Annotated in this window: 25 protein-coding genes; 17 read left to right on the top strand and 8 right to left on the bottom strand. The window is 45.4% G+C overall.

Annotation, left to right across the window (positions count from 1 at the left end):
* Nucleotides 1–320 precede the first annotated feature (320 nt).
* The gene (locus KDK18_RS01825) at nucleotides 321–1,430 is read left to right on the top strand and encodes a Fic family protein (protein ID WP_257252767.1); all 1,110 of its coding nucleotides are present in this window, start codon (nucleotides 321–323) and stop codon (nucleotides 1,428–1,430) included.
* A 438-nt stretch (nucleotides 1,431–1,868) separates the two neighbouring features.
* On the opposite strand, the gene KDK18_RS01820 is transcribed toward KDK18_RS01825, so the two are convergent.
* From KDK18_RS01820 to KDK18_RS01810, 3 genes are all read right to left on the bottom strand, one after another.
* Nucleotides 1,869–3,380 carry a Fic family protein gene (locus tag KDK18_RS01820; RefSeq protein WP_257252766.1) on the bottom strand — a complete coding sequence of 504 codons (1,512 nt, stop codon included), beginning with the start codon at nucleotides 3,378–3,380 and terminating at the stop codon, nucleotides 1,869–1,871.
* A 209-nt stretch (nucleotides 3,381–3,589) separates the two neighbouring features.
* Nucleotides 3,590–3,961: a NirD/YgiW/YdeI family stress tolerance protein gene (locus KDK18_RS01815; protein ID WP_257252765.1), complete on the bottom strand. Its 372-nt coding sequence runs from the start codon at nucleotides 3,959–3,961 to the stop codon at nucleotides 3,590–3,592.
* A gap of 90 nt (nucleotides 3,962–4,051) precedes the next feature.
* Complete coding sequence (locus KDK18_RS01810; RefSeq protein WP_257252763.1) at nucleotides 4,052–4,513, bottom strand: MEKHLA domain-containing protein; 462 nt, start codon at nucleotides 4,511–4,513, stop codon at nucleotides 4,052–4,054.
* Between the two features lie 95 nt (nucleotides 4,514–4,608).
* On the opposite strand from KDK18_RS01810, the gene KDK18_RS01805 reads away from it, so the two are divergent.
* The 3 genes from KDK18_RS01805 to KDK18_RS01795 all read left to right on the top strand — a co-directional run bounded on the left by KDK18_RS01805 (nucleotide 4,609) and on the right by KDK18_RS01795 (nucleotide 7,239).
* The gene (locus KDK18_RS01805; RefSeq protein ID WP_257252761.1) at nucleotides 4,609–4,788 is read left to right on the top strand and encodes a hypothetical protein; all 180 of its coding nucleotides are present in this window, start codon (nucleotides 4,609–4,611) and stop codon (nucleotides 4,786–4,788) included.
* A gap of 436 nt (nucleotides 4,789–5,224) precedes the next feature.
* On the top strand, nucleotides 5,225–5,503 hold the full coding sequence (locus KDK18_RS01800) for a hypothetical protein (protein ID WP_257252760.1): 279 nt from the start codon (nucleotides 5,225–5,227) through the stop codon (nucleotides 5,501–5,503).
* Between the two features lie 527 nt (nucleotides 5,504–6,030).
* The gene (locus KDK18_RS01795) at nucleotides 6,031–7,239 is read left to right on the top strand and encodes a hypothetical protein (protein WP_257252759.1); all 1,209 of its coding nucleotides are present in this window, start codon (nucleotides 6,031–6,033) and stop codon (nucleotides 7,237–7,239) included.
* 384 nt (nucleotides 7,240–7,623) lie between these two features.
* On the opposite strand, the gene KDK18_RS01790 is transcribed toward KDK18_RS01795, so the two are convergent.
* Together KDK18_RS01790 and KDK18_RS01785 are read right to left on the bottom strand one after the other, a co-directional pair.
* The gene (locus tag KDK18_RS01790) at nucleotides 7,624–9,339 is read right to left on the bottom strand and encodes a hypothetical protein (RefSeq protein WP_257252758.1); all 1,716 of its coding nucleotides are present in this window, start codon (nucleotides 9,337–9,339) and stop codon (nucleotides 7,624–7,626) included.
* Nucleotides 9,340–9,685: 346 nt separating this feature from the next.
* Nucleotides 9,686–10,288: an outer membrane protein gene (locus tag KDK18_RS01785; RefSeq protein ID WP_257252757.1), complete on the bottom strand. Its 603-nt coding sequence runs from the start codon at nucleotides 10,286–10,288 to the stop codon at nucleotides 9,686–9,688.
* Between the two features lie 890 nt (nucleotides 10,289–11,178).
* On the opposite strand from KDK18_RS01785, the gene KDK18_RS01780 reads away from it, so the two are divergent.
* Entirely contained in the window at nucleotides 11,179–12,234 is a 1,056-nt protein-coding gene (locus tag KDK18_RS01780) for a hypothetical protein (protein ID WP_257252755.1), read from the top strand.
* The gene (locus tag KDK18_RS01775) at nucleotides 12,189–12,443 is read left to right on the top strand and encodes a hypothetical protein (protein ID WP_257252754.1); all 255 of its coding nucleotides are present in this window, start codon (nucleotides 12,189–12,191) and stop codon (nucleotides 12,441–12,443) included. Before KDK18_RS01780 ends, KDK18_RS01775 begins: the two co-directional genes overlap by 46 nt.
* Nucleotides 12,444–12,475: 32 nt before the next feature.
* Here KDK18_RS01775 and KDK18_RS01770 read toward each other — a convergent pair whose 3' ends face one another.
* Nucleotides 12,476–12,787 (bottom strand): HIRAN domain-containing protein, encoded by a 312-nt coding sequence (locus KDK18_RS01770; RefSeq protein ID WP_257252768.1) that lies wholly within the window; start codon nucleotides 12,785–12,787, stop codon nucleotides 12,476–12,478.
* Between the two features lie 268 nt (nucleotides 12,788–13,055).
* On the bottom strand, nucleotides 13,056–13,235 hold the full coding sequence (locus KDK18_RS01765) for a hypothetical protein (RefSeq protein WP_257252753.1): 180 nt from the start codon (nucleotides 13,233–13,235) through the stop codon (nucleotides 13,056–13,058).
* 149 nt (nucleotides 13,236–13,384) lie between these two features.
* On the opposite strand from KDK18_RS01765, the gene KDK18_RS01760 reads away from it, so the two are divergent.
* Together KDK18_RS01760 and KDK18_RS01755 are read left to right on the top strand one after the other, a co-directional pair.
* Nucleotides 13,385–13,759: a type II toxin-antitoxin system RelE/ParE family toxin gene (locus tag KDK18_RS01760; RefSeq protein WP_257252751.1), complete on the top strand. Its 375-nt coding sequence runs from the start codon at nucleotides 13,385–13,387 to the stop codon at nucleotides 13,757–13,759.
* Nucleotides 13,752–14,057 (top strand): DNA-binding transcriptional regulator, encoded by a 306-nt coding sequence (locus KDK18_RS01755; protein WP_257252749.1) that lies wholly within the window; start codon nucleotides 13,752–13,754, stop codon nucleotides 14,055–14,057. The genes KDK18_RS01760 and KDK18_RS01755 overlap by 8 nt, the downstream gene beginning before the upstream one ends.
* A 51-nt stretch (nucleotides 14,058–14,108) precedes the next feature.
* Here the strand turns inward: KDK18_RS01755 and KDK18_RS01750 are convergent, their stop codons facing one another.
* A complete protein-coding gene (locus KDK18_RS01750) occupies nucleotides 14,109–15,416 on the bottom strand; it encodes a restriction endonuclease subunit S (protein WP_257252747.1) in 1,308 nt (435 codons plus the stop codon).
* A gap of 527 nt (nucleotides 15,417–15,943) precedes the next feature.
* Here KDK18_RS01750 and KDK18_RS01745 point away from each other — a divergent pair.
* From KDK18_RS01745 to KDK18_RS01705, 9 genes are all read left to right on the top strand, one after another.
* Nucleotides 15,944–17,344, top strand: a complete 1,401-nt coding sequence (locus KDK18_RS01745; protein ID WP_257252746.1) for an integrase family protein — start codon at nucleotides 15,944–15,946, stop codon at nucleotides 17,342–17,344.
* Nucleotides 17,345–17,395: 51 nt separating this feature from the next.
* The gene (locus KDK18_RS01740; RefSeq protein WP_257252744.1) at nucleotides 17,396–18,250 is read left to right on the top strand and encodes a hypothetical protein; all 855 of its coding nucleotides are present in this window, start codon (nucleotides 17,396–17,398) and stop codon (nucleotides 18,248–18,250) included.
* Between the two features lie 166 nt (nucleotides 18,251–18,416).
* On the top strand, nucleotides 18,417–18,668 hold the full coding sequence (locus KDK18_RS01735) for an AlpA family transcriptional regulator (protein ID WP_257252743.1): 252 nt from the start codon (nucleotides 18,417–18,419) through the stop codon (nucleotides 18,666–18,668).
* 2 nt (nucleotides 18,669–18,670) lie between these two features.
* The gene (locus KDK18_RS01730; RefSeq protein WP_257252742.1) at nucleotides 18,671–19,585 is read left to right on the top strand and encodes a toprim domain-containing protein; all 915 of its coding nucleotides are present in this window, start codon (nucleotides 18,671–18,673) and stop codon (nucleotides 19,583–19,585) included.
* The gene (locus tag KDK18_RS01725; protein ID WP_257252741.1) at nucleotides 19,575–21,332 is read left to right on the top strand and encodes a DUF927 domain-containing protein; all 1,758 of its coding nucleotides are present in this window, start codon (nucleotides 19,575–19,577) and stop codon (nucleotides 21,330–21,332) included. Before KDK18_RS01730 ends, KDK18_RS01725 begins: the two co-directional genes overlap by 11 nt.
* A gap of 86 nt (nucleotides 21,333–21,418) precedes the next feature.
* Entirely contained in the window at nucleotides 21,419–21,826 is a 408-nt protein-coding gene (locus KDK18_RS01720; protein ID WP_257252739.1) for a hypothetical protein, read from the top strand.
* A gap of 28 nt (nucleotides 21,827–21,854) precedes the next feature.
* Nucleotides 21,855–22,271, top strand: coding sequence for a DUF5681 domain-containing protein (locus KDK18_RS01715; protein ID WP_257252738.1), 417 nt, complete (start codon nucleotides 21,855–21,857; stop codon nucleotides 22,269–22,271).
* Nucleotides 22,272–22,274: 3 nt separating this feature from the next.
* Nucleotides 22,275–22,766: a RusA family crossover junction endodeoxyribonuclease gene (locus KDK18_RS01710; protein ID WP_257252737.1), complete on the top strand. Its 492-nt coding sequence runs from the start codon at nucleotides 22,275–22,277 to the stop codon at nucleotides 22,764–22,766.
* Nucleotides 22,767–22,790: 24 nt separating this feature from the next.
* Nucleotides 22,791–23,108 (top strand): hypothetical protein, encoded by a 318-nt coding sequence (locus tag KDK18_RS01705; protein WP_257252734.1) that lies wholly within the window; start codon nucleotides 22,791–22,793, stop codon nucleotides 23,106–23,108.
* Nucleotides 23,109–23,212 lie beyond the last annotated feature (104 nt).

Genomic DNA, 23,212 nt, shown 5'->3' with positions numbered 1-23,212 from the left:
CCTCAATTTCTTGCAATCCTCGCTACGGACGCTTAAGTCCGACAGGCTGCTAGGAACGTCATTCAGAGCGGTATTATCAGGAGGAATGAGCGATTGGGCAGCTTGGATAATACAATGGAAACCCCGTCTGAAAGCCTCTGTATTGTATTAAATATAAATTAATCTAATACACAAGTTGCTTTGTGTATCAAGCTCAATACGCTATCGTTATTGTGTATTAAATATTACAATTCTTAATACGAAAAATTTGTGTTGGATACGACAGACACAAAAGTATTTATGTATTAAATATTATGTCCTTTAATACACAAGGTTTTGGCATGACCCCATATATCCCTGATACGCTTCCCCTTCAAGATCTTGAGTTTAGCCGTCTGATCACATTGGTCGGTGAAGCTAATGCAGCCCTGGCTGAATACAGTGGTCTACTACAGGGAATCATTAATCCCGCGGTCATGCTGTCGCCCCTGATGAATCAGGAAGCGGTGTTATCATCCAGAATTGAAGGGACCCAGGCTACGGTTGAAGAGGTGCTTGAGCATGAAGCAGGTGCTCAATTTGACGAGAGAAAAAATACAGATATTCAGGAAATACTGAACTACCGAAAAGCGCTTATGCTGGCCCAGGAGTACCTGGCTGAAGGGCGAACGATCTCTTTGAGTCTCTTGTTGCAGTTACATCAGCTACTTCTTGACAGTGTTAGAGGTCAAGGAAAAACACCGGGTGCTTTTCGAAAGGATCAGAACTGGATTGGGCGAGCGGGCTGTACGCTTGAGACCGCAACCTTTGTTCCCCCGGACCCTATACAGCTAATGGATCATCTGGAAGCCTGGCATCATTATCTGGGCGAGAGTGATTTTGATGTACTGGCTCAGACCGCCATCGTTCATGCCCAATTTGAGCTGATTCATCCATTCAAGGATGGTAATGGCCGTATTGGTCGTTTGATTATACCGCTGTTTTTGTACAGTAAGCAGAGACTCTCCAGCCCTATGTTTTATCTCTCAGGTTATCTGGAAGCACACCGGGATGAATATTACGAGCGGCTAAAGAAGATTTCCCGGGAAGGCGACTGGACAGGCTGGATCGAATTTTTTCTGAAAGCCATACTTGTTCAGGCCAGAGATAATGTTCAGAAAGTAAAAGCGATCATGTCGTTATATGAAAAGACTAAAGTCAGGGTTCAACAAACGACAGGCTCAAAGTTCACGATGCAACTGGTGGATACACTTTTTGACAGACCCATTTTTCAAGTGAGCGACTTCGTCAAACGGTCCGGTATCAGTAAGCCTACCCTGCATGGTCTTCTGCGTCAGCTGCATGTGCCGGACGGCCCCATAGTAACGCTAAGGGAAGGATCTGGCCGTCGCCCTGCTATTTATGCATTTCCAGAACTGCTTCGTATCTGTGAAGGCTTGTCTGGGCACTAACGTCAGTTTTTGAGGCTCGTTCTCTGCCCACGGGCAGCTTATAAATATAAACGGGTATGGTTTAAACTGCCTGCTGAGTTCACTGCCGCACAGGCAGCTTAGAAATCTGATGAATGAAGATAGGGAAGGCATAGCTAGTTTAGTGCGTTGAAAATTATGGTGCATAAACCTAACTCCAGCTGTTCTGGTCGCAACAGAACCGTATAGCTGCCTTTTCATGAAAGTTGCTCCGAAAATAGAGCTTAAGTCTTCTGAAGAAAGGCGTCTCAGAAAGCTGGCTTCTGCAAATACTGGCAGTCTACGCGTCGCCCGTCGTTCGAAAATCATTGGCTAGTGAGCAAAGACATACACATGCGGAGTGGCTAAAATTTCTGAAACTGATTGATAGGCTCCTAAGGACAAAGCTCTTCATCTGATCTGCGACAACTATTTTATGAGTTACTGAGTCAACTCATCAGGCTTCTTCCTGATGCTGTCTTTAAGCACTTCTGAAGCCATTCGGTTGATCTGTTTGAAGTCGTGCTCGGTCAGAAACTCGAACTGTTTTTGCTTCCTTTTACTCAACTTGCCTTTATTGTCGAGAATAATCTTGACCATCAGGCGGAGCTCTTTAGCTGACAGATCAAGAAAGTCGTCCAGAGCCCGGTAGAGGCGGTCGGCCAATACCAGAGTGTCAATCTCTTTGGGCAGCAGATGTTCAGCTACATCGCCAATAACTTCGCAAAGCCATTGACAATAGCGAGTCAAATCCAGATACCTAAACAGGTGATCTGTTTCTCCTTCTATGGTGATGTGTCCGGCTTCATCAATGTAATAGTCTGTCTGGGCGCATATGGCTTTGGATAGCAGATCCAGTGTTTGATAATAGTCCTGTTGACGGTTCAGAATCCCGCCGGATACCGGCAGAATAATGCCCGGTTGCAAAATACCGGATTTTGCCAGTACATCCTGGATCAGGTAACGGCTGATCCGGCCGTTGCCATCCATAAACGGGTGTAGATAAACAAAACTGGCTGAGAGAATTCCTGCCCGAACACTGGCTGGAATGTCCGACTCGGCCAAGCGTCCTGACATGGCAAACCAGTCATCCATCAGGTCTTCAATATTTTCAGGGCGGGGTGGAGGCAAAGCCACGCCCTGGGGACCGGGGCCGCCTATATAGTTTTGCTCAACCCGGTAGTCAGGTTCCTGCTGGTGGCCATCCTTGATGATGTTCTGGATTTCAATCAACCGCTCTTTGGTCAGTGGTGTCTGACCTGCCATTTCCAGTGCCCGGCCAAAACGAATGTATTTGTCGGGTGTGATGTTTTCTGATTCAATTTCTGAAGAGGTTCTGGTTTCGTAGGTGGTCAGGAAGCGCGAGGCTCTGGTAAATACTTCTTCATCGTAATCTGTCAGAGCGCTGTTTATACAATGCTCCAGTCTGGCGTTGGACTCTTCACGCAGGGCATCCGTTTTTTGCACCAATGGCAGGAATCTTCTGTGTCCCGGTAAATTGTTGCGCAGACAGTATCGTCGAACATTAATGGGGTGAGCGGTAAAGTAGCGCTCTTCATCAAGAACCGACTCATATTTAACGGCTTTGCAGTCAGGTAATGGCAACAGGGTTTCCGTAAGGTACTCATACCAGAACCACAGACGACGACCCCAGCGGCTACTGGGGCGCTTCTGGATGGTGGACTGAATTTGATCTTTTGCGCCTGTTTGCAGAAAAACTTGCCGGAGATAGGCTGGGTTAGCACCTTCATACTTTAGAGCAAACAGAAGATGACCTGTCAGAGTCTCTTCCGGTCTGGCGGAGTCGGGAAAATTCTGTTCAAGAATCTCATGCCGCTTTACTTGATTGGCTTTGGTCCCCAGTAAGCCTCCGGTGTAGGAGCGAACTGAGTGAGGTATAACTCTCAGCTGATAATGTTCTTTCAACCATTCATAGCCAATGGGGGTTGGCATAAATCGAGCCTTTTGATTGAGGGTAAAAACTAAATACTGCCATAAAAAACTAAATTTACCCCAAAAAAATGCCTGAAAAATAAATATTGATCCACATGAATGTACAGATTATGTGCCAGAGGTTTGCAGCAGAACTCCGATTTCCCAGGATGGGGTAACCAAACTCGAAACGGGTTTAAGATCAGGTAGTCACGGGTACTGAACAATCTTTAGAAAACATAAAGGATCTTGTCGGCTTCCACCACAATGGGTTCGTTGGGGTCTTTCATGACCTCTCCTTTGATAATGGTGGGGGAGCCAAAGAGCAGACCCTTTTTGGGTATATCATCATTCCTGATATGAATCTGGATTTCTCCGGTTTTATCCCGAAACAGGTAAATCGAACATTTCAGTTTCTTGATGATTTGTCCGGAAAGTTTCACCAGTTCCTCATCATCTCCGTTCTCAATCACCTGATCGATGCTCTGCTTTTGATAGTGATGGGCTTGTGCAGAAGCGGGTGGTGATGGCAGAGGCAAGTCGTTTTCTGAAAAGGCGGGCAAGGACAACAAGCAGAGGCCGCTGAAGAAGAGTCCTTTCATAAAAATTATCCTTAGAGTGTCTATTTTTCAGGATAGCTCAGCTGGATAGCTGTCTGTAACCATCGTCTTTGAATATTAGTGGGGCTGCCTTCAAACAAAAGTCCAGTTGCTGAACGTAGCAGCCTGCCCCTGGTACCTGCCTCTCTCATCGTAGAGGTTCCAGACCAGCGCCTGCTCAATCATGAACCGTCTTCCGGTACTGGCAATACGGATACCTGAATAGTTTTTGATGTAGCCGCGTTTAGTGACTTCTCTTAGCAATCTGCCCCGCTCTTCCCTGTTGGGCTGCTCTGCAGAATGTCTGGAAGGCAGCTGAGTCAGAGTGTTCCAGTCCATTTCAAAAAGAGACTGGGCACTCAGGTTCCCGTAACAGAAGATCGGATCACTTTCTGTGCCGTGAGATAGTAGCACTGACGGGTGTTCATACAATTTTTTAGCCAGTTTGGGGTCATTCAGGGGCAGTCCGCAAAGCAGCTGACCCGTCAGTGTAAAGTAATTACTGGCCATCAGCAGGCTTTGTTGCTGAAGAAAAGGATCGTGCAGCGAGATCATGTTTTGCCTTGTTGCGACAGTGGGTAGCGGGAAAGTAGAATGGAAAAAAGCCTAAACGCTCATGGCTCAGTCGTAAAGTAGAGTTTTCCGGCCGTTTGTTGGGAGGCTGTCTGGATATAGGGTCAGACTATCTGGATTTAAAAGCGTTCCAGAAGAGATACCCTCATGATGGCATCGTACTGTTCCCGGAGAATGCAGAGTTCTCGCCTATTGCTTTGATCAGAGCGTTGTTGGGATTGAAGTACAGAGGCAGGATTCAACAGACGTTGATCTGAAGCAGAAGGGCTTTTTGTATTAATTCAGGGGCACACAATATCCAACGTTGGGAAGTAGGTTGAGAAGCGCCCCTTATCCCTTGTGATCAATCGTCCTTTTTCAACGCTTGCCTGTGCTCCAATAAAAAATCAGACAATACGACGTTTTTCTTACCTCCCTTGCGACGATATTCAAGGTGCTTTTTTGATGCCAGAAGTAAAGTTCTATGGCATGGAGCCCTGAGAGTAAGTCTAAGATCCTTGACTAAAGACAAAGTACCTTCAACCGTATGTAAAGGCGCCGGAAACTATTAGACCACTTTTACAGTGTATGGCACTCTTCCAGATACTGTTAGCAATACTATCCTCCGTGTTAGTTTTTTTTGGAACATTTAAGAGAGAGTATCCTCTAACTTTATTGTTGTATTAATAAAACTTGTCGAATATGGAGGTAACTATGGCACCTATCGAGATCAAATCGACTCAATCGACTCCAGAACAAATGGTAAGACAAACTTACCAACTTGACATCAAAAACCCGGAATGTGCCGGGGCAGCCTTTGGCCTCACTGTTGGTTGCCTTTTGGGGCACCCTGGTGATGGTTGCATTCTGGGATTCATAGCTGGCTGTCTTTGCAAACACTCCTATACCTCCATCAAAATTTATGAGCGAGATGTTCAAGTACAAAATATTGAAGCGCAAAATATTGAAGCGAAAAAGATTTCCAGAGAATGAGACTGGAGAGAGCTTTGGAATGAAGTTCAGACGGGCTATAAGCCTGTTTGAGCGAGTTGGGCATAGCGAGGTGAGCCGCAGCCAAACCATGGTAATTCGCAGCTAAACCATTGGAACTGAATGACTGATCATGGCCGGATCACAACATATTCGCTCTGAGTATTTATAAGCCCTGTCACTGTTCTCCATGGCCAGAGTATAGGTATTCCGGTTGGCTATTGCGGAGGCAGAAACATTCTGACATTTGATTCTGAGTATCGTTAGCTTTGCCCGCTGAGCTTCCAACGTTCAAGATTTTGTCTGAAACGGACGCTTTTGACATAACGGGTCATTAAATTAAAATCTTATTTACTATCGACCATGTATTGTTACTGAGGGGGAGAAATTAAGATACAGAACCTTCATGCTCCCGAAGTTTTGCTACTATCACTGAACTAATATTATTCCGTCATTGCTGAAGCTGCCGCTTTGTTAATCAATTTTAATGGTGAGTGCTTTCAACCCCAAAAAAATAGGGTGTGACTATTATGCTATCAGGTAAGTTAGCCAGTATTTTTGCAATTTCGTGCTCAGTAGCAATCGCAGGTTATGGTTCTGAACCGATAAAGAAAACTGCAGTGGTTGATGCGGGCAGTACCGGTTCAAGGCTGCATATCTATGAATATTCCCTGGACCCAGCCAACGGAATTCCTGTTATTGAGAAAAAAACGTCCAGCAAAAAAAAAGGAGGCATTCAGGAGGAAAAGGTAGATAGTCTGGATGGATATCTTCAGGGGCTATTTGCTTCAGTGATCGATGAAAACATAAATAATATTTATTTTTATTCAACCGCGGGAATGCGGCAAATCAGACCTGAGAAAAGAGCAGTCCTGAATGATGAAGTTGAACAATGGTTAAAAGATAACTTTCCTTCATCCACCATTGAAGTGGAGACAATAACAGGCAAAAAAGAGGGGCTTTATGCCTGGCTGGCGTTGAATTACGACAACTCGCGCATAAAATTACAGGGAGACACGGTAGGTGTTCTTGACTTGGGCGGTGCTTCTACACAGATTGCTTATGAGGTGGATAAGAATGAGGATTTCACCGTTAAGATAAGCAGCAAGACATACAAGCTTAATGCAGAAAGTTTTTTGGGCTTAGGGCTTGATCAGGCAATAAGCCAATATTTGAACCGGGCGTCATGTTTTCCTAAAGGCTTCCCTTTACCAGACGGCAGAAACGGAACCGGTGATTATAATACCTGCACCCGGAAAATTGAGCCCTTGATTACAAAAGTACAAGAAATCAATCACTATATTGAACATCGCCCTCCCAAAAATACACTCAGTTTTCTTGCTACTGCAGGGTTTGACTATACAGCATTAGAGTTGGGTATTAGCAAGGATTTTTCCATTAAAAGTCTCGATGAGAAGGGTAAGGCGTTTTGCGATAGTGCCTGGAATGACCTGAAGAGTGGAAAAACTTCTTATCCGGTCAATCCTTTTCTATGGCATTATTGTTTCGATGCAGCCTATGAGAAGGACTTGTTAACATTTGGGTATAGCTTAAACACCAAAGATATTCCCATTAAAACGGCTTCAAGTATCGACTATAAAGCCGATTGGTCAATAGGTGTTTTGTTTAACTCTTTTGTTACCCCTGTTAAAACTGAAAAAAGAGAGTATCGTACTGGACTCTTAAAATCAGAAAATTGCATGCACAATGGTGCAGCTTCTTCCATGTCGTTTTTTTAGGTCCCGGAGCACAATGGGTTTGGCAACTTTTTTTGGCCTTCTGTCACATTGAAAATTATCAGCTTTGGCCTGAAATCGCGTATTTCCGCCAGCTTCAAATCCTAAGAACTGAAGAACGGTTTACTCCCGGTGGTGACCATATGCAGTCTTCCTCAATGGCTCTCTTGCCATACCAGTTACAGAGCGGTTATCTGGAGGCAGAAGTTTCTGTAATACGGCAGACTTACGTTCCTTTGAATAGCGAGGCATAAACAAGGCAATAGTGGCACCACCCAGGCGGTATTTTTCAAGGTAGTTGTACCTGCATGTCGGGAGTTTGCCATAACCGCTGGAGCGTGGGAGCCATGAGTAAACAAGTCAAACTCACTGAAACCGCATACCCCATTACCGAGCCAATAATACGGCCAAAGTGGTTATGACACCCAAACCAGTCATCACTTCGGTTGTACCCGCCGATGAAACAGAAACCGTACCGTTGTCGGAAGCCGTGCTGGTGTAGGAAGGCGTACCGTTATTGGAAACAAAGGGCGTAGACACTGTCGGGCAGAGGGATGGGTCAAAATAGAGCTGACCATCAAGATTGTTCAGTCCACTCAAAGGACCGTCTGTTGAACCCGTGATAGCCGTCGAACCGACTGCGGAACTTGTGATATTCGTCGGACTGACTGTGGTACCCATGATAGTCGTAGGATCGACAGTGGAACCCGCGATAGCCGTCCAGGTATTTACAATCTGGCAGAGTGTCGGTGAAGTGGGCGTAGCCGTGACACCGGTTGAACCCACAGATCTTTCACACTCACCTGCCAAGGGTAGTGGATCAATGGCTTTCAGGCTGAATTGTCGTATAGCTTGTCGCCACGGGTTGACTGCCTGAAGATGGTTGCAAGCGAGGGCCAGTTGAATTCGCGAGTCAACACCTATCGCTGTAGTTTTTGTGTGGATTCGATTACCTGCCAGATTAAAAAGAGGCGGCTCTACATTGGGATCTTTAAGACCTGTGAGAGAGAAACCATCTTTTTGTACAGTCGATCCTGTAGCAGTTTCTCTACGCGTCTTGGCAACATTGTTAATGTCGACTCTGTTTCTGAAAATATCCATGCTGCTCCCAAACCCAAGAATAAAGTCACCCGCTTTAGCCATATCGCCCTCGAATGAATTCTCAATAACAGCAACCCTTTGTGTCTGGTTAATGATTGTATGAAGGTTAATGAAGACGCCTGCTTCTGGAATATAGCTGTCGCGCAACCTTGTTGCGGTTTTACCTATGATCGTGTTTCTGACGAACAGCAGGCCCGGGCCCGGGCGTATATCGTTGGCCGATGCATCCAGAGACTCTCTGCACTCAAGATTAAGTGCGGCCTTGGTGAGAGGAAGGTGAAACAGGTTGTTCACTACAATCAGTCTACGGTTGTAACACTTTCCTGAAACAATATTTTCAACCGTCCTATTGGTGTTACTAGGACTAACTGGCTGGAAAGTAAGGTGTCTTATATGACTGTCTCTCACATTGCCAAACTGGAAATTGCCATTCATTCCAATCCTGATCATATGAGGATCATAATAACCTGACCCAAGACTGATAATGATTTCAAAACCTTCATCTGCCGCCCCGATAATGTCCTGACCGTCCTTCAAAGTTATTTCACCACCAATAAGATAATTAACCGGGATGTTTTCCGGCGCAGGGGCAGAGGATACCGAAGATGTCGCAAGAGCAACGGATGCAGAAGGAGTCGCAGTAGAAGACGACACTACAGTTTCGGAAGAGAGAAGTATAACAGCATTCTCAGGAATCTGTTTGATCACATCAGCCAAATCCTCTGCCGGATCGGCACTCAGAACAAAGCACTCTCGTCCGCTAAAAAGGCTACGATACTGCTTTAGCTGCCGCTCAACCCCCGCCGTTTGTCCTATCAGAGAATCACACAAACCTCTCGAATTGGATTTCGAAGAAGCAGAGGTCGTGGTTAGAGAAGAGATCGTGGTTGGAGAAGGGGTTATGTTCAAGGATTGAGTCGCCGTCTGGGCTTCTGCAATCAAAGCCATTAGCAGGAATATAGGGACGACTAACCGGGCTGAATAATGCTGTAGCTTGACCATGCTCTGGACTCTTTGGAACAGTCGACAGGAAGTCTAGCCCTTGTATTTATACTTATCCATTAACTGCTGTAAGGGACACTCAGAAAAAAGCAATAAATTGGATGTCTCTATCACTGTGACCATCCATTGTCGTTTACATAGATTTTATTTTCAAAGTTAATATCAAATTGCTTTTTTATAAAATTATGAGAAAAGTAATGTCTTGATAAAAATTATTCTCCATATCATCATTACCCTCCCATCGCCTGCTCCCAATCAAGTTCAATCTTTTTTGAATGAGAATAAGCCGAGCATAAACTTACATTCGGCCTATCTGGTTTTCGGTTATTTGTTAATTCAGAAATTGTCAGAAGCTATAGATGGCACTGAGAGACATCGAATGCGCTTTAGGTTTGTTTTCTACGTCAGTCCCATAGTCATAATCAATGTCATCGAACTGGCTATATCGGTATTCAGCCCTGAGCGACATAGGGAGACCGGCTTCATTTTTAAATTCTACACCGAACCCACCATGCCAGCCGGTAACAGTATCATCCCCTTTATCCCCGTCAGAGGTTTTGGCTTCTGACTTTAAATTACTCATTCCGAAACGACCATAGACGTTTACAGTCTCACTGTAAGCGTGGCCTATAATCAGGCTTGCACCATATTCATCTTTAAACTGGATCTCTTCTTCAAAGGAGCTCAACTTGTACTCGGCCTTGGTTCTGTGATGGTTGTATTCAGCCTCCAGTCCCACATACATAGCACGTTCAATAGGGAAGTTATAACCGACAAAAGCACCATAGATACTTCCCTGATTACCAAAAGAATCAATTTTCAGTGATCCGTACTCCATCTCACTGCTGACTGATTCATACCCGGCTTTACCGCCAATGTAGAAACCCTCTTCAGATGCAAGCGCAGAACCTGCAAAGGTAAGAGCTAAAGCTACCATGGTTATTCTCATAATTACCTTCCTCAGTGTTGTGGACTAAACACCGCCATAAGTATGTGCTATCTGAATCTCGGTGCGGTTTTTTTTACATTACAACACAGCATTGAATAAACCAATAAACCAACCTCAAGGAAGAACATGATCATTAGTTATATTCAGGGAAGTACGTAAAAGTATTGAATCTATCCGTCGAACCTGGAGTTTCGATTTCATTTGATCGTCTATTCCCTGTCAAATACATACCAAGACGGTTAAAGCTACAAGTTTCAGGAACAGGAGTTATGATCATTTCTGGTGTTTGAGGACATAAAAAGGTGGCGTGCCCTAATCAATAGCATTCCTGCAAGCTTGCAACTGACAATAAGAGATACGGAACGAACAATAATAACGTCCAGACACTCCGGTAAGCAGTCCAATCTGCTGATGATCCACTGACTTCAATTATCCGAAACGGTTATCTGTACGGGCGCAATATCCAAACAGGCATAGGCTCGGTGTCGGTAAATACAGAGGCTGAAAGGCTATGAAAACGGGCTATCTGGAAAATAACCTATGGTAAATTCCAGATAGCAAAAAGCCCGCAGTGTTCACTAACGCTACGGGCTTCGCTGTATATGGTGCCGGCACCAAGAGTCGAACTCGGGACCCACTGATTACAAGTCTTTAATAAAGTTGTTTTATAACTACCCTTCACATTCCATGCATACCCTTAAGTCCTTGATATTAAAAGAATGCATGGATATTTACAGTTCCAAAGACTACTATAAAATGCTCTCCTATCCCGAAAGAAGTGGGGACTAATACGGGGACTAGATAGACACCAGACCACTGCTTCGATGTCAAAAGAATAACCAAATCGGACGAATCGCATGCGCCTTTGCACACCCTTTGAAATAGGAAATATGACGGTCGATGGGGAGTCAAAGACCAAAATCACAGAAGCGGTTGGTGGAAGAGGAGATGGCGCGCTTATCTTTAAAAGGCAAAGGGTCACGGTAGAGGCGTTCTATCGCTATCGTACAAAAGGTAAAGACCGGCTGATCTTCATCAGTCATTACGGTCGTAATGCAAGAAATGGATATAGCTTGCCTGATATAAGGGAGAAAGCCAGAGAATATGCTCGTTTGAAAAAAGAGGTAGCTCCCGTTGATTTGAAGGAGCATCTTGAAGTAGTGAAAGCCGAGCGTCAAAGAAAGCAGGAAGTACTAAAGAGAGAAACTGCAATCGAAGCCAGTCGGGGTTCATTAGAAGATTTATGCCGTTCCTACATTGGCAGTCTACAGCGACGCAAAGCCCCATCGGCCAAAGATGTTGAACGCTCACTTTCCTACAACTTGTTCAACCCATTCCCTGAGCTTTCCCTGCAAAAGGCAAACAGCATTACTACCGACGACTTGATGCCTGTTTTTCAGCGCATACTAAAACGTGGAGTAACCACAGGTTTTAACCGATTCAGAAGCTATCTATTAGCTGCTTATAACCTTGGCTTGAAAGCAGATTATGACCCAAGGCAGCAACTGGAAACAGGTAAGCGTTTTGGAATTCAGTTCAACCCGGTTGTCCCAATCCCCAAGTATGCTGACTATGAGCGAGTTCGGGAAAGAGTCCTTTCGAATGACGAAATACAACAGTTCTGGAATAACGTGGAAAAAGGAACTCCTGATTGGAGCCCTCTTTATGGGTTACTGGCGAGATTCTGTCTTGCCTGTTATGGCAACCGACCTGAGCAGTTGAATCATATCCGTTGGAGCGATATCGACTTTAACCAGCGAACGCTAGTTTCACGGACACCAAAGGAAAAAATGCTATCCCGAAAAAACGGGTCATTCCTCTTACCAAAAGGGCGCTGGATATACTGGAACAAGCCTCTGTATACAGAGAACCTCAACCAGAACGATTCACAGCCAAAGATTTGCGCCAGACAGCTACCCGCCTGTTTGCAGATAGCAGAGTACTGAAGGAGCATCGCTACCTGTTACAGAGCCGCGAGGATGGCAGAGTGGAGTCCAGGCATTACGACCACGATGACCGCTTGCCTGAAAAGCGTGACGTTGCAAAAGTGTACGATGACTATCTGGGGAGAATCATTGATGGCACTGTGGAAAAGCCCGAAAAAAGGGTGATTGATATCGACCATTACAGGCAGAAGGCAAGCGGAACCGTCTAATACAACGGGTTTGGCCCCCCCTGACACAGAGGTCAGTGAATCGATCCGGAAATTGTCTGAAATTCCTGGCTGTTAAACAGGTTTCTGGTTTGGCTGGAACAGGCTTTGAGCTCACACATCAGCTGATAGTAAAGGGGCGCTTCCTGGTTGACCCGAGCAACAGTCAAAGACAGTTCTGAGTGCCTGTCTGCTGCTAGATCGGCCAAACCGTGGGCCAGAAACCTTGGGCAAAAGCCGATAATTTCCGGCGTTCCCGTTGTTCTGATGGCCAGGGCGAGGGGGGCAGTCTCATTCTGGAAATCATTCATTAACAGCAGCTTGTCACCTTCTTTCAATGCCTTGATTCGCTGCCTGGCTGATTCAGATACATAACGAACACCATGAACAAAGAAATCCAGCTCGATAGCACTCTTCCCGGTCAGGTCCAGTTCCGGGAAAATTTGCAGGTTGTCCGTGCTTTTTACGCCGCCAGTTTTGGCCAGTACCTGTAGCGGACTAAGTTCTTCTTCAGAGAGTCCCAGTCAGGACATCAGCATTTTGTATTCCGGCCTGCGCGGATTCAGCAGCCTGTTGGCGAATAATGGGAAGAGTTTGTCCGACTTATAAGTAACGTCAAGCTGTTCCATCCCGGAAAAGGGGATGAAGGATTCGTTCCTGGCCCCCCAGGGTGTAATCAAAGATAAACAGTTCCTGGTCCCGGGACAGCTTGCCTACTGTGTGCCAGTTTCTTTCTTTCGGGTCTTGCCAGGCTAAAAAGACACTATTCATTGAACGAGTCATTTCAGAGCACATAACAGGTTCCTTTTACCAGCCCAAGATGCTGTCTGCCTACTGGCAACTTGGCAGCGACAAGCAAGGTGAGCATAAACTACTCTGAAAATTCGTCGCTATTATTTGTGGTACTTAGTGCTATACTTGTCCAAGATTGAGTAAGGTTGACTATGCGGGTATTTAAAAACAAAGCGTTCAGTAAATGGGCTTTCAAAGAAGGATTAAGTGATGATGCCCTGCTAGCCGCAGTCAGCGAAATAGAGAATGGGCTGGTTGACGCAGATCTGGGAGGGCAGGTTCTCAAGAAGCGTGTAGCCATAGCAGGCAGGGGCAAAAGGGCTGGACTGAGGACAATTCTGGCGTACCAGTTTAAAGACAAAGCTTTCTTTGTCTACGGTTTTGCCAAAAATGCTCAGGCCAACATTGACGCAAGAGAGCTGAAGGCGCTCAGAGCCTATGCCAGAACCCTGTTGAGTTACGATGACCATGATCTGGATAAAGCGGTAACGGCGGGAATACTACTGGAGATCAGAAATAATGGATAAATCTATTTTAGATGCAGTGCATGATGGCGCTAAAGACCTCCATGAAGCGGGCTTGATGGACGACACTACCCTACGGGAGTTTGACGCCCTGTGCCTGCCTCCTGTTAAGCAGTACAGCGCCGAGCAAATCAAGGGAATCCGTACCAAGGTAAAAGCCAGTCAGGCCGTATTTGCTGCTTATTTGAACATCAGCAAGTCCACGGTGCAGAAGTGGGAACAGGGGGCCAAAAAGCCGAATGGCCCCTCTCTGAAGTTGTTAAATCTGATCGAGCAGAAAGGATTGGAAGTGCTGGTCTGATCTTCCTAATCCGTCATGGCTGGATACCGTTACGACAGAAGTGGCGGGGGCTTATTTTACGGTGACCTGGCCGTTCATCTGCATGGGGAGGAGCCAGTCTCGGAGTTTTGCCAATTGCTGACTTTCTTGCTCCAGCATATCCTGCCTCTTGAAAATACTCTCAACTTGCCTGGTATATTTGTCAGTGATATGTTCTGATGGCAGGCGAACTTTTACTGTCTTCAGCACAGTTCCGGAAATTTCTTTGAAAGTTGATCCTGAAGAATATTGAATAATGGCTTTTAAGCAGTTTTGGACTGCATAGAAAATAAATTCGGAAGAGTAACCCTTGGATGGCATAAGTGACTTGAAGCCTTGATTGGTTGTTACTTCATTTCTGGCGATAGCCATATAGCCTATTGGTGCTCTTGAGCTCAAAAGAACAGTACCCTTGGGATATTTTTTCAAAGAAGCAGATTTGATTCCATCACTGCTTACATCGACAGCACCACGAGAGATAAACTTGCACTCAGTGTTGTTGGACAGGTCATTTGGTGTAATCCATGGCGTACCTGACTGACAGAAATTCTCTGCCGCTTTGGTTGATGGTGTACTGCCACCAACAATCTGACCGAGCTTGTCCATTGTGCCATCACCCCACCCCACCGGAATCTCCCGCTTCAGCACCGATCTTTTTAGTTTACTATTTTTAATCTTGTAGGTGTCATGCCATTTTTTGATGGTATTTTCTTTATCTTTCATATCGAGTAAGTCAGCAACTTCCAGATGTATGTCAATAACCTTACTTTCACTGGTTGCTTTTATAACATCTACCAATGCTGCCACTCCAGAACGGAAAGCTTTTTGCCTATTCATTGTATTGCGAGCTGACGCGATTGGTTTGCTGCGTCCTTTGGTGCCTCTAATGTAAAGGGCATCCATAGGGTCGGCTCCATCCATGGCAATTTGCTCAATAGAGCGACCAAGATACTTAGCTGACTCAAGGGTCACTTCAACGGATTTATGATCAGCCCGACACGACAGTTGCTTAGAGAAAGCATCTTTATTTTCCGAAGCAAATTTTATCAGTTCAGCCAAAGATGATACTGATAGCTCCAGTGCTTTATACCCATCTGTAACACAGTCTCTCTGCTCGGCTGATCTCATTAGTTCTCGGTAATACAATGTTTCTGAAGATGTAATGAGTCTGAGCGCTTCCTCTTCTGTCATTAGTGTGTGATCTGCTCCCTCAAAGATGAGGCGCAAGTATTTTTCTAGATTGTTATGCAGCGATTCTTCTTCAATATAAGGTACTTCCTCGGGTTGGAAGGTGGCTATTTTTTTGTTTTGTTTGCTGTCCATCTGCTTACCTTTTTCCATGCATCGGTTTATGCCAGGCAACATTCCTTGTTATAGGTTGTCATATGTAACCATATGCCTCTATTTCATACCAATATATGCTGAAGTGAGAAGGATATACATGTATGGAAATATATTGAAAATAAAGTGGGGACTAGAGTGGGGACCAAAACTGAAAAAGTGAGCAGATACAAAAAAGCCCCAGACTATGCTGAGGCTTTTAAGTGCCTGATTCTACAGGGCTTTGTATGGTGCCGGCACCAAGAGTCGAACTCGGGACCCACTGATTACAAGTTGAGATTTTCGAACATCCGTACTGTTCCCTGAAATCCCATTAAACTACTTAAAACCCTTTATTTATAGGGCCTAAAGCCTATATGCTATTCTATGAGGTTCCATATTATTCCACTGCGTTGCGCCAGAAAAGAGGCGCAAAAGAAGGCGCAAATAATGACGGACAAATAACTCGCATGGAGGATTGGTAAGAGCGGCACATACAGCCTTTTGGAGGTTGCTGTTGTAAAAAATAATAATCAGGAGTAGGTAAGATGGCACAACTCTCAACATTTGAGCTTGAGAATATTAAGTACCGCTTGAGTGAAATGGTTGGCAGCCGTGGTGACGGCACGCTGATTTTTGAAAAGCGAAAGAGTGGAGCCATCGAGGCATACTACAAATACAAACATCAGGGTAAAGAAGCCAAAATCAAAATCGGCTTATATAAAGCCACCAAAGATCGTCATGGCTATAAGCTGGCGGAATGCAGAGTTAAGGCTAGGGCACTGTCGAATGTAAGGAGAGAATGTGGAGGTGACTTGAAAGGTCACCTTGAAATGCTGGAACGCAAGCGTGAACAGGAGCTTTTAGAAGAAAAACAGCGACAGGAAGCAGAAGCCCTGAAAGGCTCGTTCACTGATCTGATTGATGCTTATGTGGAAGATCAGAAGCGGCAGGGTAAAAGTTCGGCCCATCAAACAAAGCAGGCTTTGGAACGTAATGTGGTAAAGGCATACTCCCAAATAGCGGCGAAGAAGGCTAAAGACGTAACACCAGATGATATTGTTTCTATACTCGCAGAAATCCATAACCGTGGTTCAGAAGCTGAATCCGTAAGGGTTCGGGCAATTCTCCATGCATGTTTTTCCTTTGGTATGAAGGGGGATTACGACCCGACCCGAGTTGGCAAAAAGCGTTTTTATATCCAGTACAACCCTGTAGCAACAACGAAAAAAAACACCCATGCAGTTAAAGTGGGTGAGCGGGTGCTAAATCATAAGGAAGTAAAAGAACTTTGGGACAACATTACTGATGTGCATCGTGTTGGCGTTGTTATGGGGTGCTTCATTCGTTTCATGTTTGCAACAGGTGGTCAGCGCCCTTTGCAGCTGGCGAGGGCCCGCTGGGAAGATTACGACTTCACACGTAACTGTGTCACTCTGTTTGATAAGAAGGGCAAAAATGGCAAGGTAAAGGTTCATGTTGTCCCACTGACTGCTCGGGCGCTTGCGATACTGGAAGAAGTTAGGCCTTTAACAAGTAAATACCCTTGGCCGTTTTGCTCTGGAGTTCCCAGTCGAAAGGCAGAGACAAAAGGTCAATTGACCTCTTACAACGAAGGCTCCTTTAAGAATGCTTTTAGCCGTTACAACAATAAGCTCAAAAAGCAGGCGAATGAGGAAGGAAGACCAGAGCCGGAATGGTTTACAGCTCGTGATATTCGCCGAACCATCAAAAATATTCTGATTGATGCTGGAGTCAGCCGTGAACAACGGAACTTGCTTCAATCCCACGCCCAAGTGGGCGTAGATATTAAGCACTATGACCGGCATGAACACCTTTCTGAAAAGCGGGAAAGCATGAGGCTTTATGACATTCTTCTGACCAAAATTATTGAGGGTACTGAAACAGTGCTTATTGACCTGGAGGAATACCAGAGAGCTGGTGGCTGATAATCATTTTTCTCTCATATAGCTCAACTAATAATAAGAAGGTAAACAAGCATGTCCATTAATCTTTTTCCTCATACAATCAGCTCAACAATAACTTTAAGGGACGCTGTATTGCTTATGGTTGGGCAGGATCCCAATAGATGTTTTGCTACTGACTTTGAACCAAACTATGGCCCTTTTGTTCCGATAACTGATAATGAGCAGGAGCGGCAAGAACTGTATTCCGCCTACGAGTATCTGAAAGTACTTAAAGAAGAGCTCACAAAACCCGATGGTTGTCTGGTTATTGATCGCCTCGTCGTTCATGTGAAAACAGTGAAAGTCAGGAGTAGTAGAATAGATATACCTGACCTGATAACTCTTGCAAGGGTTATTCAGGAAAAGCAAGACCGAATTGAACATGAAGTACTCACCAGCGGTGCGTTCGAAGTTTTACCCTTTTCAGATAAGCCCTGTATTTCGATAATGAATCCTAGTTCCTTTACTATGAGGGAGGTATATCAGGGACACTGGACTATACAAAGCTCCACTGCTGTATCAATGGATTCGATTAGAGAATGGGCTATATCCAAGGGGATTGACTGTCAGTTCGCAAGGCTTGGGGTGGGTAAGGCTCAAAAAGTGCAAAGGGCAGAGGATGCAACAAATTTGATTGATTTATTGATCAGTTGTAACTGCCCATATATAAGCGAAAAATTGAAAGCAACCCTATTGGCTGTGAGGCATAACTGTGAGTATGGTCACGATACACTGACCTTTAAGCAGTCAGCTGAGCTATTTGTTAGAAAAAATTATTCACACCTACCAGCAGAAAATATTGGTTCTATAGTGAATACCAATGTGGGCAAGGGGAGAGCCAAAAAGGGTTTTTTAAGTCTTTCTGACTATTTGGGGAATAAAAAATAACGGCACCTCTTTAAACTCATAAAACTCAGGAGGTTAGCCTAAATACCTCCTATTTTTTTATCCAATGACCCCTATTCATCTTATTTTTCTATCGCTGGTTAGATGCTTTTCTCTTCCTATCGTTCGAACGAAAACCATAACTCTTCAAGGAATCAGAAGGAAAAGCATGAACAGCATCTATCAGCCTTATCAAAGCCATCGTGAGCGAGTTAACAAGGATGAGACAGCAAAAAAATATCTGACTCGATCGGAGCTTCTTCAGCGTTACAACATTGGCAATACGACCCTGTATCGCTGGTTGAACAGTAAAGAGATCGGCTTTCCATCGCCGACGTATTTTTCTGTCAAAACACCGCGCTGGAAAGTTTCTGAGCTTGAAGAATGGGAGCTGAAGTGTCAGGAGGAAGGGGCTAAGTGAATATGGCTAAAACTAATCCCGTGATTCATCAATCACCTGAACTTCAATTGTTTGAATCTATGCAAGCAATGGATTTGGCTCCGCCTTCATTACCTATCCCAGACGGTCAGTTCAATCGCTTTCATGTAGAAGGTGACAAGCGAGGCTCCAGAAATGGATGGTGCAATTTTGATAACGATCCGGTTCCCCATGCCAGTTTTGGTAGCTGGAGAACAGGGAAGACATATTACTGGTGTCTCTACGATAAAAAACAGCTCAGTTTTTCAGAGCAAACCAAACTGCAAGAATCAGCTCAAAAGGCTGCAGAGCGTAGAGACAGGAAGGTAAGAGAGGAACAGGCAATAGCGGCCATCCAGGCCGAGGCAACATTCAGCAGGGGAAATCCTGATTTTGGGTACTTTTCATACTTGGATGATCAGAAAAATGTGGGTCGTCATGGTGATATCAGGAAGTCAGCCAAAGAGATCATGTTTCCGGTTTGCGATGTTGACGGCAAACTGATGAGTCTGCAGTTCATTGACGAGAACGGAAATAAACGCTTTCTTCCCAAAGGTCGTATCAAAGGCGGATGTCACCTTATTGGTAGCTTGGGCAGGATACTCTGTATCGCAGAGGGCTATGCTACAGGTGCCAGTTTCTATGAGTTCTCAAAAAAACGTTTGCCGGTTGCTATCGCTTTTAATGCAGGAAATCTCAAAGCAGTGGCTATGGCATTCAAGAAAAAATTCCCCCACTTACAAATTATCATCCTTGCAGACAATGATCGGTTTACAGACGGTAATCCAGGTAAGAGGAAAGCCTACGAAGCGGCTAAAGCAGTAAGTGGTCAAGTGTACTTACCTCTGTTCGAGGATGGTGAGCCAGGCACTGACTTCAACGACTGGCTCAATATCAGAAGGAATCGACATGGAAATTAAGTCGATCTTTGAAAATCTGGAAGAACCTGTTGGTGACGGGTTCTATATCCAGAGTGGGTATCTTTATTTTGAGCCCAAAAAGACAGGCAAAGAAAAGGTGCCACCTCAATCGGTCAAAATATCAACTGAACTTCGTATTACTGCTCGAACACGAGATGTTGATGGCAGACAGCATGGGCGCAGGATGGAGTTTCATGATGCTGATGGTCGTTTAAGGATTGTCTGTATTGCCAGCTCATCCATGCAAACAGATGGTGCTGAAGTTCGTCAGCTTCTGGCAGATCTTGGACTTGAAATAATGCCATTCAAACAGGCTCGTGAGTTGTTAAATCGGTACATCGTTATGAGTCAGCCGAAGCAAGCGGCTTTGTGCCTTGATCGTCTTGGTTGGTGCAGCAATTTCTCTGCATACATCCTGCCCGACAAAACTATCGGTACCACGGATGGCGAAGACATCGTTTATCAGCCCGTAGCACCGGGAGGACACATTACCATCAGGCAAATAGGCAGCCATGTGGATTGGAAGAGAATGTCTCAGCTCTGTGAAGGAAATAGCCGTTTGGTTATGGCTATTTGTGCTGCTTTTGCGGCTCCACTGGTAGAGCTAACAGGCATGGAAAGTGGTGGCTTTAATTTTGTTGGAGGCAGCAGTACCGGCAAGACTACAGCGCTTTATGTGGCTGCCAGTGTGTATGGTGATCAGCATTATCTTAATCGTTGGAGAGCAACTGGCAATGGTTTGGAAGCTATGGCTGCTGCCCATAATAATGCTCTGTTGATTCTGGATGAACTTGCACAGGTTTCACCACGAGAGGCAGGGGAGATTGCTTACATGTTGGCCAATGGGTCGGGTAAAGCCAGGGCCTCTGTAACAGGTGGTAGCCGAACCATTGTCCGCTGGAGCCTGATGTTTTTAAGTGCTGGTGAGATAACCCTGGCACAGCATATGCGCGAAGGAGGTAAGAAAGCCAGGGCGGGGCAGGAGGTACGAATGGTGGATATTCCTGCTGATGCAGGTGCCGGGATGGGCATGTTTGAAAACCTGCATGAGATCGAATCGCCATCCCGTTTTGCGGAGGTCATCAGGGACCTGTCTGCAAAGGCATACGGTCATGGCATTGTGCTGTTTCTTGAGCAGGTAACTGACCATATCTCCCAAGATAAGCTGGGGTTATTGGATGTAATCAGAGAGGCCGTCGATGGTTTTATCGGTCAGGTGGTACCTGCTTCGGCTGATGGCCAAGTTAGGCGAGTCGCTAGAAGGTTCGGTTTACTTGCTGCTGCAGGTGAGCTGGCTACCAGTGTAGGAATCACTGGGTGGAAGGAAGGTGAGGCAATGATGGCAATAACCACTTGCTTTTCGGCTTGGCTCAATGAGCGGGGAGGCATTGGTTCGCAGGAAGAACAATCTATTTTGGAGCAGGTAAGGTATTTCTTTCAGTGTCATGGTGACAGCCGTTTCAGTGAAATTAACAGGGATGCCAATGACGTAAATACTCAGCCTTTGAATCGGGCAGGTTTTCGGAAAAAGAGTGATGAAAATATCCTCTTTTTGGTTTTCCCGGAAGTATTCAACAAAGAAGTTGCCAGTGGATTCAATCCAAAGCATGTCGCCCAGATTTGTGCGCAGGCAGGTTATCTACTGCCAGACTCTAACGGCAAACACAGTCAATCCAGAAAAATCCCAGGTACGGACAAGAAGGCTCGCTACTACATCTTTACCGCTCTAGTTCTGGGAGGTGAATGATGTTCGACCTGAAAAAATTCAAGGAGTCACTGCAATACTGTGTACCGAGTGTTACTGGTGTACCTGAATCTTCAAGCCCTGTGATTATGCAGGATACACTGCCATTCTACGAGAACACCGCCATCCTTTCTTCTACGTTCCAAAGTGTGGCGAGTTCTGAAAATGGCACATCAGGTACACCTGACCAAAGTCGTTGGTGTTCCCCTGTTATTGAGCATGTGCCTGTTTCAGGTATGGCTGTTCAGTCATTGGAACACCTAAAACATCGGGAACACTCAATTAACGATGAGGTCGGTCGGCAGCAGACATTAGAGCAAATTATGCAATATCTGAGTCAGCATTTGAATATCTCGCAAATGGTGTTGATGACGCGCTTTTTCACCCAGGAAGACATTGCTGATATAGCCAGAGGGATGTATAGCGGAAAACTAACGGCACTGGTTGATCTGATTCGAATGGACTCCAGGTTCCTCTTTCATTCGATTGATAAATAATCAAACTAAATCAAACGGAGATCATGCCATGGCCCGAGGCGGATCAAGACCAGGATCAGGTCGCCCCAAAGGTAGCAGTAACAATCGGCACAACGAACTCAGGGAAATGCTGACTTCTCAAGCTGAAGCCTTGTTAGAGCAGCTAATCACTCTGGCTAAAGAGGGTGACTTGCAGGCTCTGAAGTTATGTATTGATAAAATCCTGCCATCCATGAAGCCCGTTGAAGCACCTGTCCATGTCAGTACTGACGGTACTGCCACCTTGGCCGAACGGGCGGAAAAGGTTTTGTTGGCAGCTCTATCCGGAGATATTTCAGTTATTGAGGCAAACCAACTCCTGTCTGGCATGACCTCCCTGGTTCGTATCAAAGAGTTTGATGAGTTGGACAAGCGCCTGAGTGAACTGGAAAAGCAAGCTGAAATGACAGCTCGCCTTGGGAGGTAATTCATGAAAAAGGTTCTTGATGAATACCTGAGTGAATTACCTCTTGTCATTACGCAGGCGCTAGATGGCATTCATAACCCAGCAGCCCGCTGCGTCATTATACCGGGCACCCCCAAAGGCAAAGCCAGGCCAAGGATGACTCGCAGAGGGCAAGTTTATACCCCTTCAGCCACCTCCACGGTAGAGGCATTGGCAAAAGCGGTTGCCATTAGTCAATGCCCTGCAGCGCCTTATGACCACCCTTTGAAGCTAGATCTTCTGGCGATCATGCCAGTCCCTAAAAGCTGGACGAAGACTAAGCGGGCGGAAGCACTGGCTGGGCACATTCGACCCGCAGTCACTCCGGACTTTGACAACATTGCCAAACTCTACTGTGATGCCATGAATAATGTTTTATGGGTAGACGACCGGCAGATTGTGGATGGTCGCAGTATCAAGTGCTACGGAACTATGCCAGCCGCTATTCTTTGGTGTTGGCCTGCAGAGTATCCCTGAAAATAAAAGCAAGGAGCAGCAATTATGATATCCATTAATACAAGGCTTAAGAAGCTGGTTCAGCAAAGTGGTTCACTGGATGAGATGATTGAATATCACCGACAGGCACTAAAGTGGCTATATAACGATGATGACGAGCATGAAGAATATATAGTGGTTACCTCTGAAGAGGCGAAAGCATCTTTTGAAATCTTCTGGAAGGATTGGGCAGAAGCTGGTTTACCCGCGCCTGCTCGACTACGAGGGCCAAGTGTAGCCGATCTGATTGACCTTCATGCAGCCAAATTATGGGGGCCACAGCACAGTATTGGATCATCAGCAAGAAAAGGCGGTCGATACTGAGGAGGTTATGATTTTCGCTGATAATTCTGAAGAAAATAGACAGGGCAACGATTGATTCTTTTACCGTTGCATGTGTATATGCCCGGATCATCATAGCTTCTGTA

The organism is Endozoicomonas sp. SESOKO3, assembly GCF_024606255.1.
This window is presented reverse-complemented; position numbering and strand designations above follow the sequence as displayed.

Coding starts and splice junctions, on each gene's coding strand:
- KDK18_RS01815 (WP_257252765.1), bottom strand. CDS start 3,961: ATGAAAGGACTCTTCTTCAGCGGCCTCTGCTTGTTGTCCTTGCCCGCC.
- KDK18_RS01715 (WP_257252738.1), top strand. CDS start 21,855: ATGGCCCGAGGCGGATCAAGACCAGGATCAGGTCGCCCCAAAGGTAGC.
- KDK18_RS01745 (WP_257252746.1), top strand. CDS start 15,944: ATGGCACAACTCTCAACATTTGAGCTTGAGAATATTAAGTACCGCTTG.
- KDK18_RS01710 (WP_257252737.1), top strand. CDS start 22,275: ATGAAAAAGGTTCTTGATGAATACCTGAGTGAATTACCTCTTGTCATT.
- KDK18_RS01795 (WP_257252759.1), top strand. CDS start 6,031: ATGCTATCAGGTAAGTTAGCCAGTATTTTTGCAATTTCGTGCTCAGTA.
- KDK18_RS01765 (WP_257252753.1), bottom strand. CDS start 13,235: ATGTGCTCTGAAATGACTCGTTCAATGAATAGTGTCTTTTTAGCCTGG.
- KDK18_RS01755 (WP_257252749.1), top strand. CDS start 13,752: ATGGATAAATCTATTTTAGATGCAGTGCATGATGGCGCTAAAGACCTC.
- KDK18_RS01740 (WP_257252744.1), top strand. CDS start 17,396: ATGTCCATTAATCTTTTTCCTCATACAATCAGCTCAACAATAACTTTA.
- KDK18_RS01705 (WP_257252734.1), top strand. CDS start 22,791: ATGATATCCATTAATACAAGGCTTAAGAAGCTGGTTCAGCAAAGTGGT.
- KDK18_RS01810 (WP_257252763.1), bottom strand. CDS start 4,513: ATGATCTCGCTGCACGATCCTTTTCTTCAGCAACAAAGCCTGCTGATG.
- KDK18_RS01785 (WP_257252757.1), bottom strand. CDS start 10,288: ATGAGAATAACCATGGTAGCTTTAGCTCTTACCTTTGCAGGTTCTGCG.
- KDK18_RS01735 (WP_257252743.1), top strand. CDS start 18,417: ATGAACAGCATCTATCAGCCTTATCAAAGCCATCGTGAGCGAGTTAAC.
- KDK18_RS01780 (WP_257252755.1), top strand. CDS start 11,179: ATGACGGTCGATGGGGAGTCAAAGACCAAAATCACAGAAGCGGTTGGT.
- KDK18_RS01750 (WP_257252747.1), bottom strand. CDS start 15,416: ATGGAAAAAGGTAAGCAGATGGACAGCAAACAAAACAAAAAAATAGCC.
- KDK18_RS01790 (WP_257252758.1), bottom strand. CDS start 9,339: ATGGTCAAGCTACAGCATTATTCAGCCCGGTTAGTCGTCCCTATATTC.
- KDK18_RS01725 (WP_257252741.1), top strand. CDS start 19,575: ATGGAAATTAAGTCGATCTTTGAAAATCTGGAAGAACCTGTTGGTGAC.
- KDK18_RS01825 (WP_257252767.1), top strand. CDS start 321: ATGACCCCATATATCCCTGATACGCTTCCCCTTCAAGATCTTGAGTTT.
- KDK18_RS01800 (WP_257252760.1), top strand. CDS start 5,225: ATGGCACCTATCGAGATCAAATCGACTCAATCGACTCCAGAACAAATG.
- KDK18_RS01760 (WP_257252751.1), top strand. CDS start 13,385: ATGCGGGTATTTAAAAACAAAGCGTTCAGTAAATGGGCTTTCAAAGAA.
- KDK18_RS01720 (WP_257252739.1), top strand. CDS start 21,419: ATGCAGGATACACTGCCATTCTACGAGAACACCGCCATCCTTTCTTCT.
- KDK18_RS01820 (WP_257252766.1), bottom strand. CDS start 3,380: ATGCCAACCCCCATTGGCTATGAATGGTTGAAAGAACATTATCAGCTG.
- KDK18_RS01730 (WP_257252742.1), top strand. CDS start 18,671: ATGGCTAAAACTAATCCCGTGATTCATCAATCACCTGAACTTCAATTG.